Source organism: Chitinophaga sp. YIM B06452, assembly GCF_039655965.1.
In the GTDB taxonomy this organism is placed as follows: Bacteria; Bacteroidota; Bacteroidia; order Chitinophagales; family Chitinophagaceae; genus Chitinophaga.
This window is the reverse complement of the sequence record NZ_JAWLKY010000001.1, coordinates 1374839-1389702: the sequence shown is the minus strand read 5'-3', so window position 1 is coordinate 1389702 and position 14864 is coordinate 1374839. Positions and strand designations below refer to the sequence as shown.

The 14864-nt window shown below is 53.8% G+C and carries 9 protein-coding genes and 1 tRNA gene; 4 read left to right on the top strand and 6 right to left on the bottom strand.

Going from position 1 to position 14864, the window contains the following annotated elements:
• The first annotated feature begins 81 nt into the window (after positions 1-81).
• The gene (locus R3I13_RS05325) at positions 82-789 is read left to right on the top strand and encodes an outer membrane beta-barrel protein (RefSeq protein ID WP_346316891.1); all 708 of its coding nucleotides are present in this window, start codon (positions 82-84) and stop codon (positions 787-789) included.
• Positions 790-1164: 375 nt separating this feature from the next.
• On the opposite strand, the gene R3I13_RS05320 is transcribed toward R3I13_RS05325, so the two are convergent.
• On the bottom strand, positions 1165-1947 hold the full coding sequence (locus tag R3I13_RS05320; protein ID WP_346316890.1) for an enoyl-CoA hydratase-related protein: 783 nt from the start codon (positions 1945-1947) through the stop codon (positions 1165-1167).
• 51 nt (positions 1948-1998) lie between these two features.
• Positions 1999-4002, bottom strand: coding sequence for a S9 family peptidase (locus R3I13_RS05315; protein WP_346316889.1), 2004 nt, complete (start codon positions 4000-4002; stop codon positions 1999-2001).
• A gap of 101 nt (positions 4003-4103) precedes the next feature.
• Here R3I13_RS05315 and hflX point away from each other — a divergent pair, with 101 nt between their 5' ends.
• Together hflX and R3I13_RS05305 are read left to right on the top strand one after the other, a co-directional pair.
• A complete protein-coding gene (gene hflX / locus R3I13_RS05310) occupies positions 4104-5294 on the top strand; it encodes a GTPase HflX (protein ID WP_346316888.1) in 1191 nt (396 codons plus the stop codon).
• Entirely contained in the window at positions 5294-5638 is a 345-nt protein-coding gene (locus R3I13_RS05305; protein WP_346316887.1) for a Rieske 2Fe-2S domain-containing protein, read from the top strand. The genes hflX and R3I13_RS05305 overlap by 1 nt, the downstream gene beginning before the upstream one ends.
• Before the next feature lie 56 nt (positions 5639-5694).
• Here the strand turns inward: R3I13_RS05305 and R3I13_RS05300 are convergent, their stop codons facing one another.
• From R3I13_RS05300 to R3I13_RS05285, 4 genes are all read right to left on the bottom strand, one after another.
• Positions 5695-8148 carry a TIM-barrel domain-containing protein gene (locus tag R3I13_RS05300; protein ID WP_346316886.1) on the bottom strand — a complete coding sequence of 818 codons (2454 nt, stop codon included), beginning with the start codon at positions 8146-8148 and terminating at the stop codon, positions 5695-5697.
• Between the two features lie 82 nt (positions 8149-8230).
• Positions 8231-9781: a RagB/SusD family nutrient uptake outer membrane protein gene (locus R3I13_RS05295; RefSeq protein WP_346316885.1), complete on the bottom strand. Its 1551-nt coding sequence runs from the start codon at positions 9779-9781 to the stop codon at positions 8231-8233.
• 27 nt (positions 9782-9808) lie between these two features.
• The gene (locus tag R3I13_RS05290) at positions 9809-12760 is read right to left on the bottom strand and encodes a SusC/RagA family TonB-linked outer membrane protein (RefSeq protein WP_346316884.1); all 2952 of its coding nucleotides are present in this window, start codon (positions 12758-12760) and stop codon (positions 9809-9811) included.
• Between the two features lie 226 nt (positions 12761-12986).
• Entirely contained in the window at positions 12987-14576 is a 1590-nt protein-coding gene (locus R3I13_RS05285) for a DUF6377 domain-containing protein (RefSeq protein ID WP_346316883.1), read from the bottom strand.
• A 139-nt stretch (positions 14577-14715) separates the two neighbouring features.
• On the opposite strand from R3I13_RS05285, the gene R3I13_RS05280 reads away from it, so the two are divergent.
• Positions 14716-14789: transfer RNA gene (locus tag R3I13_RS05280), tRNA-Asn, on the top strand.
• Positions 14790-14864: the final 75 nt, after the last annotated feature.

Below are 14864 nucleotides of genomic sequence, written 5' to 3'. Positions count from 1 at the left end.
TTGCAATATTTTAACCATTTGATTTATTTGCATTCCATTAAATTTGCCTGATATTCTTTTTGCCAAGCATTTAAACATATTATGAAAAAATTACTTTTTGTACTGGGATTAATCACAGTTTCCGCAGGTGTTTTTGCGCAGGATAAAGAGGCTGGCGCGGCCATGGGTAAGGCCCGGGAAAAGGTGTCCTTTTCGAAGGACTTCCTGGTGATCGGCATTTCTTACGACGGCTGGGCATCTGCTCCGGACAGTGTGAAGACCAAAGGATTGAGCCGCGGGTTCAGCATCGCGCTGATGTACGACCTGCCCATAACCAAAGAGCATCTCAGCGTGGGCATCGGGCTTGGCTTCAGCTCCAGCAGCATTTTCCTGGACGATCAGTATATCGATATGTCCAACGGCCAGTCTAACGCGGTGCGTTTCATCAATTCCGCTGACAAGTATAAAAAGTATAAAGTAGCCACCAACTACCTTGAGATCCCGCTGGAACTGCGCTTCCGTGCTGTTTCAGACAACGCCAACAAGGGCTTCAAAGCCTCTATCGGCGCCAAGGTGGGTATGCTCGTAAACGCACATACGAAAGGGAAGAATTCCCTGGGTGGTGAAAAGAATATCATCAAAGAACAGAACAGGCGTTTCTTCAACCCCTGGCGTTTTGCCGGTACGGCGCGCGTAGGGTACGGAAACTTTGCCCTGTTCGGCACCGTGAACCTGAACCCCCTGTTCAAGGACAACACGAACCTGGACGTCCGTCCTTATTCCATCGGTATCGCCCTTAGCGGTTTATAATACACGAAGTTTTTAACAGGAAAAGCCGTCCCAGCTCAGCCGGGACGGCTTTTTTATTTCAGACTTACGCCGGCTTCATTTCGCATATTAAATTAACAGGAAAAAAAACGCATAAATTTTATTCAATTAATTGACAATCAGTTCAATGTACGTTTTCAATGTTGATTTTGCCAATTTTCCAACGGATTGATCCCTAACTTCTTATCCGGATCAAGTCCACGTCATCCCCACCTCATGTCCACATTTCCGGTATTATTCCATTAGTTTCCATTGCATCACCCTATCATATTGCTTCGGTCTTATCTCCCTCTAATCGCGGTCATGGCTTTATGCTCCCAATGACGGCCTCTTTACGCAATAGCGAGCTTCACGGCATCATCTCCCCTTGAACTCCGGCTTTCTTTTCTCCAAAAAGGCCTTCACTCCTTCTTCATTATCTTCCGTATTTCCAGCGATCTCCTGGCAATAGGCTTCGTAATCCAGCACAGCATCCAGCCCTTCTGTCATGCCTTTGGTGAGCATTTTTTTCATCAGGGCGATGGCTTTCGTAGGGGCGTTGGCGTAGAATTCCGCTTCTGCCTGCACGGCGGCATCCAGTTCTTCCGGTTTCACCACCTTATTCACCAGGCCCATCTGCAAAGCTTCTGCGGCAGTGAGTTTGGTGGCTTTGGTGGCCAGCTCGAAGGCACGGTGGTAGCCCACGGTGCGCGGCAGGAAGTAGGATGAGCCGGAATCGAGCACCAGCGCAATGTTGATGAATATTTCGATCATGCTGGCCTGTTCGGATGCGATGATCACATCGCAGGCCAGGGCCAATGAGCAGCCTGCGCCCGCCGCCACGCCGTTCAGTTTGCAGATCACGGGTTTGGGCATATTGCGGATGGCCCTGATGATGGGGTTGTACCTTTTGTGCAGCGATTCGCCAAGGTTCCTTTTGCCGGTGCTTTCCAGAGAAGCCTTCAAGTCCTGCCCGCTGCTGAAAGCCTTGCCCGCCCCGGTGAGCACGATGGCGCGCACGGCGGCATCTTTTTCGGTTTGTTTCAGCGCGTCCTGCAGTTCGTAGCTGAGCGCATCGTTGAAGGCATTGTAAACGTCGGGCCTGTTGAGGGTGATGGTGGCGATATTATTTTGAATGTCGAGGTTAAGCGTGGAATACATGGTATGGTTTTTAAAAAAGGGATGCGGCCGGGAAGCCGCATCCCGTAAGGATTATAAAGTTTCTTTCAGCCAGCCGAAGAACTCGCGCTGCCAGGCGATGGCGTTCTGCGCGCCCAACACCCAGTGGTTCTCTTCAGGGAAATACACCAGCTTGCTCTTCAGCCCTTTCAGCTGCGCGGCCTGGTAAGCCTGCAGGCCCTGTTCTATGCCCACGCGGAAGTCGATACCGCCCTGCACGATCATGATCGGCGCGTTCCAGTTATTGACGAAGTTGCTGGGATTGTACTGTTCGTAAGATTTTGCGTCGGCCTTGTTGAAATAGGCGCCAATGTCCCAGTTGGCGAACCACAGCTCTTCGGTGGTGCCGTACCAGCTGCGCAGGTCAAACAGGCCGTCGTGGGCGATGAAGGTCTTGAAACGTTTTTCATGCACGCCCGCCAGCATGAACACGGAATAACCGCCGTAGCTCGCGCCCACAGCGGCGAGGCGGGCTTTGTCCACATACGGCTCTTTGCTGATGTCGTCTATGGCGGAGAGGTAATCCCGGATGGGCTGGCCGCCCCAGTCCTTGCTGATATCCGCATTCCATTTCACGCCGTGGCCGGGCATGCCGCGGCGGTTGGGCGCAACAACGATGTAGCCCTGGGCCGCCATCAGCTGGAAGTTCCAGCGGTAGGAATAGAACTGGCTGAGCGCGGATTGTGGGCCGCCCTGGCAATACAGCAGGGTGGGATATTTTTTGGAAGCGTCGAAGTCCGGCGGATAGATCACCCAGGCCAGCATCTGCTGCCCGTCCGTGGTTTTGATCCAGCGCTCTTCTACTTTGCTCTTTTGCAGGTTGCTGTAAATATCATTATTCACGTCTGAAAGCTGCTTCACAGCGCCGCTTTTCAGGTCCACGGAATACAGCTCCGCCGCGCGGTTCATGTCCGTACGGGTCACTACCATCGTGTTGCCGTGCTGGCCCACGAACCCGTTCAGGTCGTGCCGGCCTTTGGTAAGCTGGCGGATGTTGCCGCCGGCTGCCTCAAACAATTGCTCGGTGCCTTTGGTAACAGCCAGGAAAAAGATGCTGCTGCTGTTTTTGCTGAACACGGCGGCAGACACGGTGCCGTCCCATTTGGCGGTGAGATTGCTGCGTTTGCCGGTAGCCAGGTTGTATTCAATGATGTCGTTCTTATCGGCCTCAAAACCATCGCGCTCCATACTGAGCCAGAGCATGCGCTTGCCGTCCGCACTAAAGGCGGGCGCCACATCGTAGCCCATCATGCCTTCGGAAAGATTCTCCATTTGGCCGCTGGCGAGCGTGTAACGGTAAATGTCGGTGTTGGTGCTGATGGCGTATTCCCTGCCGTGTTTCTTTTTGCAGACGTAGATGATCTGCTTGCCGTCAGGGCTCCAGATGAAGTCTTCCCCGCCGCCGAAGGGCATTTGCGGGCAATCGAACTTTTCATCTTTCATGATGTCTACCGGTGTGCCGACCTTGCCGGTGGCTGCGTCCCAGGGGGCGTAGAACACGTGGTTGTAGCTGCCGTCTTCCCAGGTATCCCAGTGGCGGTAGTTGAGGCTGGTGTATACCTGCACGTTCGATTTCGGAAGATCGGGGTAGAGGTCCGTCCCGCTTATCTTTTCGAGCTTCACTTCTTTGGAGAAAAGGATATGCGCGCCATCCGGTGAAATGCGCACATTCTGCATACCTCCTTCCACTTCCGTGCGCTGCACGGCATTTGCACCGTCTTTGTCCATTTCCCACAGTTGCCCTTTATAGCTGTAAACAATGCGGCCATTGGGCAGCAGCTTTACCACCGATTCCCCGCCGGGCGAGGTGGTGAGCTGTTTTGCAGCGCCGCCGCCGGCCGGGATGTCCCAGAGGTTGCGCTCGCTTTTGTTTTCCTGCAGGTTGTAGCGGGAAACGCCGAATATGACCGTTCCGTCGTCTGTCACTGTTTCCCCGCTTACCCTGCCCAATTGCCAGAGCAGCTCAGGGGTCATTTTTTGTTGTGCCATGCTTTGCTGAATGAATAAAATACCTGCTAACAGGAATGTTTTACGCATTGGTGTAGATTTTGTTGTGGTGAGGCATAAATGTAGGAAAATTTAGCCTCATGCCTCACGCGGCAGTAATTCATTAACTTTGCAAAAATTCTGAATATACTTTGATAGAAAAAAACCAGGTAGTAGCCGAAGACGAACGCGCAGTTCTGGTAGGCCTGATACATAAAGAACAAACAGAAGCCCAGGTGAACGAATACCTGGATGAGCTGGCCTTTCTGGCGGAAACAGCGGGCGCGCAGGCGGTGAAGCGCTTCACCCAGCGGCTGCCGCATCCGGACAGGGCTACGTTCATCGGCAAGGGCAAGCTGGAGGAAGTAAGGCAATATGTCGTGGGGAAAAACGTGAGCCTCGTTATTTTCGACGACGAGCTGACCGGCTCCCAGATCTCCAACATCCAGAAAGAGCTCAAAATAAAGGTCATCGACCGCAGCGACCTCATCCTCGATATCTTCGCGCGCCGCGCCCGCACCGCACAAGCCAAGGTGCAGGTGGAGCTGGCGCAGTACCAATACATCCTGCCGCGCCTCCGCGGTATGTGGACGCACCTCGAACGCCAGAAAGGCGGTATCGGCATGAGGGGCCCCGGTGAAACGGAAATTGAAACGGACCGCCGTATCGTGAAAGACAAGATATCCCTGCTGCGCAAGCGGCTGGCTGAGATAGACAAACAGTCGCTCACCCAGCGGAAAGACCGCGGGGAGTACATCCGCGTGGCCCTGGTGGGTTATACGAACGTAGGCAAAAGCACCATCATGAACCTGCTGAGCAAAAGCGAGGTGTTCGCCGAGAACAAGCTCTTCGCCACGCTGGATACCACTACCCGCAAGGTCGTGTTCGAACAAACGCCGTTCCTGCTGAGCGATACGGTAGGGTTCATCCGCAAGCTGCCCCACCACCTGGTGGAAAGCTTCAAATCCACGCTGGACGAGGTGCGGGAGAGCGACATCCTCATGCATGTGGTAGACATCAGCCATCCCAAATACGAAGACCAGATCGAAGTGGTGAACCGCACGCTCACTGAGCTGAAAGCGATCGACAAGCCCACCATCCTCATCTTCAACAAAATGGACCTGTACGAAAAGCAGACCTTTGATGAATGGCTGACCGAGGATGTGAAGACCGATATCCTCAACCAGCTCAAAGAAAGCTGGCAGCACCGTACCAACGGCAACTGCGTGTTCATTTCCGCTACAGAAAGGATGAACATCGAAGAGCTGCGGAAAACCATACTGGACAAGGTAATGCAGATGTACCGGGAGCGTTATCCCTACAAATCCGAATATTTCTTTTAATGGCCAAACAATACAACTGGCACCGCTTTGCTGATGCAGGCGATCCTGTGACGGGCGAAGCGGTTATTACCGTGCAGGAAGTGAACGGCAAAAAGATCTGCTTCACCCGCTTCCAGGGCGAGTTGTACGCCTTTGCGCATAAGTGCCCGCATGCCGGCGGCATTATGTCGGATGGTTTTATTGATGACCGCGGCAACGTGGTATGCCCGCTGCACCGGTATAAATTCAGTATCCGCAACGGCTACAATAGCAGCGGCGAAGGCTTTTACCTGAAAACGTACCCGCTGGAGCAGCGGGAAGACGGGCTGTATCTCGGCCTTGAAAAGAGCTGGCTGAGCTGGTAACAAAAAGGCCGCCCCCACCGGAGCGGCCTGTGCCGGTGGAAAAGTCCACCGGCGCGTTATTGACCAAAATTGAATTTGATCGCATCAGCACTGTTAGGCACTACCACCTTCAGCACCCCGCAACTCACCACCGGGTTGGATTCTCCCTGCGGATCGAAGCGGGATACGGGTTGAATGAAAGCTACCGTACCTTTCTCAATATTCACTGGTTTTCCGTCTGTTGAAATATTTTCCTGCCCGCCGAACCCATGCAGGATCAGCTGGATATGCTTAAACTTCGACGCCAGCTTCCCGCTTACTTTTTCCAGTGTGAGTGAATTTTCCGAGGGGCGGTAGGAAATGTTGCGCTGGAAGTATTCTTCTTTCTCATAATCAAAAGTTTCCCCATCGTCTTCATAATACCTGAAATCGTTGTTGACGGAGCCTTTGTACACGTGGAGGAACAGCGTGTCCGAGGGTTTTTGCTGCGTGGTCTGTACCAGCGACTGCATGGGAATGATGCTGCTTTCCCTGACGTACACGGGCAGCGTGTGCATGCCCAGCGTGAGCATCTTCTCTTTTCCCCCTGCTTCCTTTTCGTCGTTATAAAGATTGTACCAGTCACCTTTCGGGAAGTACACGGGCGCATAGGCCTGCTTGCTTTCAAAAGGCGCGATGAGGAAGGCGGGGCCGAACTGGTATTCATTCTGGAAACGCGTGTCGTACACCAGCGGGTCGTGCGTATCCGTGAGCGCGAGCGTGCGCATAAGCGGCAGGCCTGTTTGCGTGGCGTTGTAGAAACAGGAGTAGATGTAAGGCAGCAGCTTGTAACGGAAGTTGATATAGTTGCGCGAGATCTCCAGCACTTCTTCGCCAAAGGCCCAGGGCTCGGCGGATTTGGTGTTGATGCCCGTGTGGCTCCTGCAATACGGCGTGAATGCGCCGATCTGTATCCAGCGGGCATATAATGAGGGGCCGCCGTTGCCGGTGAACCCGCCGATATCCATACCTGTAAAGGCAACGCCGCTAAGACCAAGACTGTTCATCAGGCGCACGCCCAGCAGCATGTGATCGTCTTCCGCGCGGTTGTCGCCCGTCCAGATGGCGGAGTAACGCTGCAGGCCTGCATAGCCGGCGCGGGTGAGGATGAAAGGCCGTTGGTTAGGCGCCGCCTCTTTTGCGCCTTCGTAGCTGGCGCGCACCATGGCAAGCCCGTACACGTTGTGCGCCTGCTGGTGGGTAACGGGGTTGCCTTCGAAACTGAAGAGCACATTATCAGGCATGCGCTGGCCCCAGGTGGCTATTTCGTTCATATCGTTCCAGAGACCGGAAACGCCGGCGCCGGTGAAGGTTTTCACCTGCTGCTTCCACCAGCTGCGGCCTTTGGCGCTGGTGAAGTCAGGGAAGTGGCACCAGCCGGGCCATACCTGGCCGGTGTAGTTCTGGCCGTCGCTGTATTTGATGAAAATGTCTTCTTTCAAACCGCTTTCGTAAGCATGGTAACCTTTTTCCACTTTAATGCCGGGATCCACGATCACGGTGGTTCTGAAGCCGAGCTTTTGCAGCTGCGCATTCATACCCGCGGGATCGGGGAAGCGTTGATTGTTCCAGGTGAAAAGTTTGTAGGCGTCCATGTAATGGATGTCCAGCGTAATGCCGTCTGCCGGCAGCTGTTTTTCACGCAGTGTTTGCGCGATGCGTAATACTTCCGCTTCAGGATAATAGCTGTAGCGGTTCTGCTGGTAGCCCAGGCTCCAGAGGGGCGGCATTTTCATGCGGCCGGTGAGCTGCGTGTAGGCAGAAACAATGCCCGCAACCTGCGGATGATAGATGAAATAATAATTCATTTCCCCGCCGTTGGCAGTAAAAGATGAAAAGCGGTTGTTGCTTGCGCCGAAATTAAAATCGCTGCGGTAGGTGTTGTCAAAAAAAATCCCGTAGCTAAGGCCGTGATGTACGCCGATATAGAAGGGAATGGTGGAATAGATCGGGTCCTGCGTGACGGTATAGCCGTATGCGTCGGTGTTCCAGTTGGTGTAAGAACTGCCCCTGCGGTCCAGGTTGCCGGTTTTTTCGCCAAGACCGATGAAGCGTTCGCCTTCCTGCATGGTCTTGTACGTGGTCACTTCTTCACCGATCCAGCTGGTGCCCAGCCCTGGCTCATCCGCATTGATCACTTCCCCCGTTTTCGTGTAAAAAATAATCGAGAAAGGATTTTTGCCGATGCGCGCCACCAATGAATCTGTTTCTATCCGCACTTCCTCCCCGTTCTGCGTAACCTGCGGCGAAAATGCCTGCGGCTGCGCGATAACGGCGTAGGAGAAATCTTTTCCCAGCGGTTGTTTGTCCATCCTCACGCGGATCACGGAAGGGCTGTAGGCCGTCACCAGCGCGTGACCGTTTTGTGTGGTGATGCTCACTTCCTGGCCTTTGATGCTCACGGCGGTCACCTTCCCGGGCGTTTTCACCGGCTGCGCCGCCAGTGCCGCGGGCAGCAGCAGGCAGCAGTATAACATTATTTTTCCTGTCATCTCTCTTGGGTTTTTGCAAAAAAGAATCCGGCAAGGGGCGCTATACGCCCCTTGCTGGGATGTTTTCCTGTTCAACGAGGAATTAATACCCGGGATTCTGTTTGAGGTTGGGGTTAACAGCCAGATCGCTTACGGGTATCGGGAACAACAGGTTCCGCGGATTGTCGGAAGGTTTCAGCTGCCAGGGCTGCAGGTATTTGTTGAACCTGATCAGGTCCTGGCGGCGCCAGCCTTCCCAGTACATTTCGCGGCCGCGCTCGTCCAGCAGCACGTCCAGCGTGATGGCAGCCAGTGCGGAGGCTTTGCGTTTCAGGCGCAGTTGATTTACGATCAGCAATGCGCCGGCCGCATTGCCGGTGCGAAGCAGGGCTTCGGCTTTCATGAGCATTACGTCTGCCAGGCGGAAAAACACCCAGTCGTTGCTCGCGTTGTTGCCGTTGGAGCCGCCGTCTGTAACCATGTCTGGCGGGTATTTCACGACGCGGATGCCTTTGATCTCAAGGTCGTTGCCGCTTTCCTGCAATGCCAGTTCTCGGGTGAAGGCGAGCAGATTGCCTTTGCGGTCTTTCAGCGCGGTGCCGTTCTTGTCGTACTGCTGGCCCACCAGGAAGCCTACATTGAGGCCGGTAACGGGCGTTACGCTGGGATAAGGCCCGCCACGGCGGGTGTCTGTCGCTTCAAACTTGTCGTAAAAAACGGATACGGTAGCAAAGCCATTCCAGCCGCCAGGCGTTTGATGATAATGCAGGGTGGGCGCCCAGTGGCAGAATGCCGCGTTGCCGGAGCGCACTGTGCTGAAGCCGGGCCCGTTCTGCTGGGTGAAGATATTCTCCGTTCCGATCGCGTCGTTGTTATAAGCCAGGTTGTCAAAATAATTATTGGCGAGCGAGTAACGCCCGGAGTTAATGATCTGGTCTGCCAGTGTGATCACCTGCGTCATATCCGCCGCATCAAATGTAGGCTGGGCGGGATTCAGGAACGCGCCTTTGTTCAGGTGGGTTTTGATCAGCAGCGCGCGGGCAGCGTCCTTTGTGGCCACGTAAGCGCGCACGCTGGTGGAGCGCTCGGGCAGGTCGGGCATGATGGCGGTAAGCTCTGAAATGACGAATGCCACGGCTTCTGTAGCTGTCAGTACTTTGGGCGCTTTGCGCAGGTCTTCGCCCGGCTCGCGGAACGGCACCTGGCCAAATGCGTCCAGCACGGAGAAGATGGACAGGGCGCGGAGGAAACGCGCTTCAGCAGCCTGCTGCTTGGACGGGCGGAAGTTGAGCACGTTGGTAGCGGCATATTGCAGCAGCAACAGGTTGGTGAACGTAGAGCCGATCATAGGGTGCTCGGCGGTCCAGGTGTGGGTTTTGAGGGAACGCCACTGGCCGTTGTCGTCCCAGTCGCCGCCGCGCGTAGGCGCCACCGCTTCGTCTGAAGGCATTTCCTGCAGGGCCCAGAGATTGCTCTGGTCCTGGTAAGGCAACTGCAGCCCGTCGTACGCGGTTTTCAGCAAAGAGGCTACCTGTATCACGGAATCGGCCTGGCTTCTTTCCAGGGTGGAACCTAGTTTTTCATCGAGCTTGGTGCAGCTGGCCAGCGTGAGGCCGGCGAGCGCAAGCAGTGATATTTTTTTATAGAAAGTCATGATAGTAGTTTTTAAGTGAATAATGGATCAGAGTGAAACGCTTACGCCGAGGATGATGTTCCTTGCCGTTGGGTAGGGCGAGTATTCTATGCCGAATGAGTTCACGCCGTTGATGCTTTTATCCGTATTCACTTCCGGGTCGAAGCCGCTGTAATTGGTGATCACGAAAAGGTTCTGCCCGGTGAGGGAGATGTTTACGTTCTTGAATGTTTTGCCGATGTTGCCAAGACTGTAGCTGATGGTAGCATTCGTCAGTTTTACGAAATCACCTTTTTCGAGATAGCGGGATGAAGTGGTGATCGGGTTCGCGAGGTTTTCGTTGTTACCTATCAGGCTGCGGGCGATGTTGCGGGAGGAAAGGTTGTTCACCGGCAGCACGGTGTTAGCCGTGTTGTTATAGATATCCTGTCCGAATGCGCCGTTGAAGTTGATGGCCAGGTACCATTTTTTGTACGAAAGGTCGGTGGTGAAACCCAGCAGCTGCTTGGGGTTCGGGTCGCCCATGTAGTACATGGTGTTGCCGTTGTCCGCATACTGTGCCAGGCCGTCTTTATCCAGCCCTTCGTATTTGCGCACGTAGAACACGTTCAGCGGGTGGCCGTTGGCGAAACGCTGTACGGTGGCGCCTGATACGCCCTGGCCGCTGATGGCGCCGGTGAGCACGTCGGGACCGGTGTAGTTCTGCAGTTCATTGCTGATGAAAGTGGCATTCACGCCAAGGCTCCAGGTAAGGTCCTTTTTGCGGATGATGTCCCCGCGCAGGGCCACTTCCACGCCTTTGTTCGTGATGTCTCCGGGCATGTTGATCCAGAGGTTGGAAGCGGGCCCGGGCACGATGGCGGTGTAGTTGAAAAGCAGGTCCGTGGTCTTTTTATGGAAGTAGTCCACGCTGCCCGTGATCCTGCTGTCCAGGATGGTAAAGTCGAGGCCGGCGTTCAGCTGGTTCGATTTCTCCCATTTCAGGTCGGGGTTGGCCACGTTCAGCTGCGAGGCGCCGCCTGCGCCGGCCAGCATGTATTGCTCCTGCGCAGCGCCTGCGGGGAATTCCTGGTTGCCGGTAATGCCCCATCCGAGGCGCAGGGCGAGGTTCTGGAAGAAGGTGCCGCCTTTCATGAAGTCTTCGCTGCTGATGTTCCATTTAGCCGCGAATGAGGGGAAATAACCGTAACGGTTGTTCTTCCCGAATTTGTTGGAGCCGTCCGCACGCATGGTGGCGGTGAGCAGGTATTTGTCGCGCAGGTTGGCCGTTACCCTTCCGAAGATGGATTGCAGCTCAGACTGCGGGTTTACGTAAGATGAAATGAAAGTATTGGTCTGCAGCGCGTTCTGGAGGATGCTGGTGTATGGCAACGCGTCCGTCGTAAAACCGAGCGCGCCGAGGTCTACGCCTTTGAACACGAAATCCTGGTATTCATAACCCACCAATGCACCCAGGTTGAAGGCGGTGGAGATCTGTTTGTTGTAGCTCAGGGTGTGGGTGAACAGCTTGGTGGTCAGTTCGGAATTACCGTAATAGGCCTGGCCCAAGCCTTCCACTTCCGGCAGGGTGATGTAGCTTTTCAGCTCGGTACGGCGGATGCCTGTCTGCCTGTTGATGGAGAACAGGAAGCGGTATTCCAGGTCGTCGGTGATCTTGAAGTATGGGCTGATGCTGCCGAGGATGTAGGAGATATTTGCCTGGTCGTTCCAGGCTTCAGACATGGCAAGCGGGTTCACCGCCGCGTTGCCGCTCAGCTGGTTCAGCGAGCCGTCTGCATTGCGCAGCGGCACAGTGGGGTTCCATTGCAGGGCCTGGCCGATGAGGCTGCCGCGGTAACCGGCGTTGTTGGTAACCGGCGCAAGCTCTTCGATGGTTTGTGCGGCCATCAGGTTGAAGTCGAGGCCGAGCTTTTTGCTTTCCAGGAACTTGAACTGCCCGGAGAGGTTGCCCGTATATTTTTTCAGGCCCGATTTGAGGACGATGCCATCCTGGTTCATAAGGCCGAAAGAGGCACGGTAGCGGGCGTTTTCCGAGCCGCCGCTGATGCCCAGGTTGAAGTTTTGGGTAATGCCGGTGCGGGTGATGGCTTTCATGGCGTCTTCGTCGCCGCCGCCGTCGCCGCTGGTGAATTTATAGTCATCGAGCACCTTGCGGAATTCGCCCGCATTCAGCACTTTCAGTTTTTTCATAATGGTGGATGCGCCGACTGAATAGTTGAAGTCCAGCTTGGCAGGACCTTCCACCCCTTTTTTGGTGGTGATGATGATCACGCCGTTGGAGCCGCGGGAGCCGTAGATGGCCGTGGCGGAAGCGTCTTTCAGTACGTCCATGGAAGCGATGTCGAATGCGTTTACGAAGTTGAGCGGGTTGGCATCCGGCGTAACGCCAAGGCCATTTGCACTGATGCCGGGCCTGGCCACACGGCCGTCTAAGGGCACCCCGTCTATCACATACAGCGGCTGGTTGCCGGAGCGGACAGACGATACCCCGCGGATACGCACGGTGGTAGCCGCGCCGGGCGCGCCGCTGGTGTTCACCACCATCAGGCCGGCCACTTTGCCCTGGATGAGCTGGTCCGGCGCGTTGGCGATGCCTTTATTGAAGTCTTTGGCTTTGAGGGTGGCCACGGAACCGGTAAGGTCTTTTTTACGGGCAGTGCCGTAACCTACCACTACCACGTCGGTAAGGGTGGTATTTTCCATTTGCAGCACCACCTTTACTTCGGAAGTATTGGCAATGCTCACTTCCTGCTGGGTATAACCGATGAAGCTCACCAGCAAGGTAGTGGCTGAAGCAGGAACATTGAGTTTAAACACGCCGTTTTGGTCCGTTACGGTGCCTGTGGTCGTTCCCTTCACCTGGACGCTGGCGCCGATGATGATCTCGCCTTTTTCGTCGGTGATCTTGCCGGAAACGGATTTTGTCTGGGCCAGGACAGCTGTCGCCAGGAATAGGAGCGGACAGAAAAGCAGCGCTTTTAGTAGTCGCGTTTTGGTCATAACGTAGTTATTTAGAGATTTTTTAGGATAAGTACAGTGGGTGGAATACTGTACGTGGAATTCGTTTTTGGTTGAACAGGATCAAAGTAAACGGGTATAACAGTGGCGGCAAATTAGTATGGCCTGATTATAGAAATTATTGGGTCAATTTGCCTAGTGGCTCGACTTAAGCTATTGGGGATTAAATAGTTATATTTATATATAAATATCCTTAATATTAGTGGTTTTATATCTTAATTTGCATGATCCGGTCTTCGAATTCGTCGTTTGGAACGGTTGATTTGTTCCTTATCCTGGTTTTGTAGGCGTAAATGGTGTTCACCGAATATTCGAGGATGCGGGCTATTTTTTCATTTTCGCTGATGCCGATACGAATGAGGGCGTAGATGCGGAGGTCGGTGTTGAGGAGTTCATTTTCTTTGAGGCGCACCTGGTCTTCTTCTTTAAAGAAGGAGTTGAATTCGGAGACGAAGTTGGGGAAGATGCGGAGGAAGATGCGGTCGAAGTTGTGGAAGAGCTCTTCTCTTTCCTGTTTGATATTGATGTTGTTGACGATATAGCGGATCTCGGCGTATTTGTGATCTGTAAGGCGGCTGTCTACCTGGTTTTTCAGCTTCTCGATCTTGTCGATAAAGGCCGAGGCGATGTGGAAGCAGTAGCCGATGTATTCTTCCTTTATCTTATTGGATTCCAGCAGTTTGTCGTTGATCTCCTGCTGGCGGAGGTGGGCTTTGGTAATGATGTTCTGCGCGGTTTTGAGCTTGCGGAACTGTTTGAAGATGATGAACGACAGTACAATAGAGGCCAACAGCAGGAAAATGGCGATGGCGAGGTAAACGAACAGCCGGTTTTTCTGGCTTTCCACCGTGTTGAACCTTTCCCCTTCGATGATAGGGAGGATGGCGCTTACCTGCACTTTACGCTGGCGGGCGCCGTAGAAAGTGGCGTCTTTGATGGCGCGTTCTATATAATGGGAGGCATTTTTCACATCGCCCGTCTGGAACAGGATGGAGGCGAGGGCGAAGGCTGCCGTCGTTTCCTTGATGGAGCCGCGGGCGTCTGCCATGGCGGATTGCGCCAGCAGTTCGATCGCTTTGTCGTATTCTTTTAAAGCGACATATATGGAACCGAGATTGGCTTTGATCATGGCTTGCTGGTGCCAGGAGAGGTTGAGGGCGAGGGAGCGGTTGAGGTAATGCCGGGCAGAGTCCATCTGCCCTATTTTAAAGAATTTGTATCCCAGGCAGCTGAGCCGTTCGAAGTGGTTCTCGGGGTACATGGCGGCGGCTGAATCGGTATATTGATTGGCCAGACGGAGGTATTGGGGGGAGTAGTGGCGGTCGTTCACATAATCGGCCAGGTCGTAGTAATAGCGGCGGATGAGCACGTAATATTCCGCCTTCATGGAATCCGGCAGGTGCATGATGCGGAGGGTGTCCATAACGGCGGCAGTTTCGCGGAACATGCCGGAGGAGAGCAAAATGAAGCCCAGCTTGATATTGGCGTATGCGATGCGGTTGGGGTCCTGCATTTTATCGGCGAGGGAGCCGAGGAGCAGGGCGTATGAGAAGGCGGAGTCGTAGTTGAAAGATTTATAGGCGTCATACAGGCGGAGGCAGGCGGCGTATTTTTCTTCGGGAAGGCGGGCGTTGTGGAAAGCTGTTTTGAGGGAGCTCAGCTGGGCATATTTTTGCGCATCGAATTCCCCGGTTTTTTCGATTATGATGTTAAGTTGATGCAGCAGGCTGTCTTTACCGTGCAAGGCATGTGCCCTGGCATTTAAAAGCAGTAGCAGGGTGAACAGGATCCACTTCATATTAATTCTGGCTGCTATAAAGATATCTGAAATAGGGGTGTTTAGAAAAAAAGTTGAAATAGATTTTGCAGAAATAAAATTTTGTCTATTTTTGCAATCCCAATTTGCGATTGAGATTCAATGGTAAAGCGGGAAAAATTCCTCCTTAGCTCAGTTGGTTAGAGCATCTGACTGTTAATCAGAGGGTCGCTGGTTCAAGTCCAGCAGGGGGAGCAGAAAGTTGTCAAACATTTAAAAAGGTCACTTCGGTGACCTTTTTTATTTTTTCTAATAATTCGCCGGCAAGTG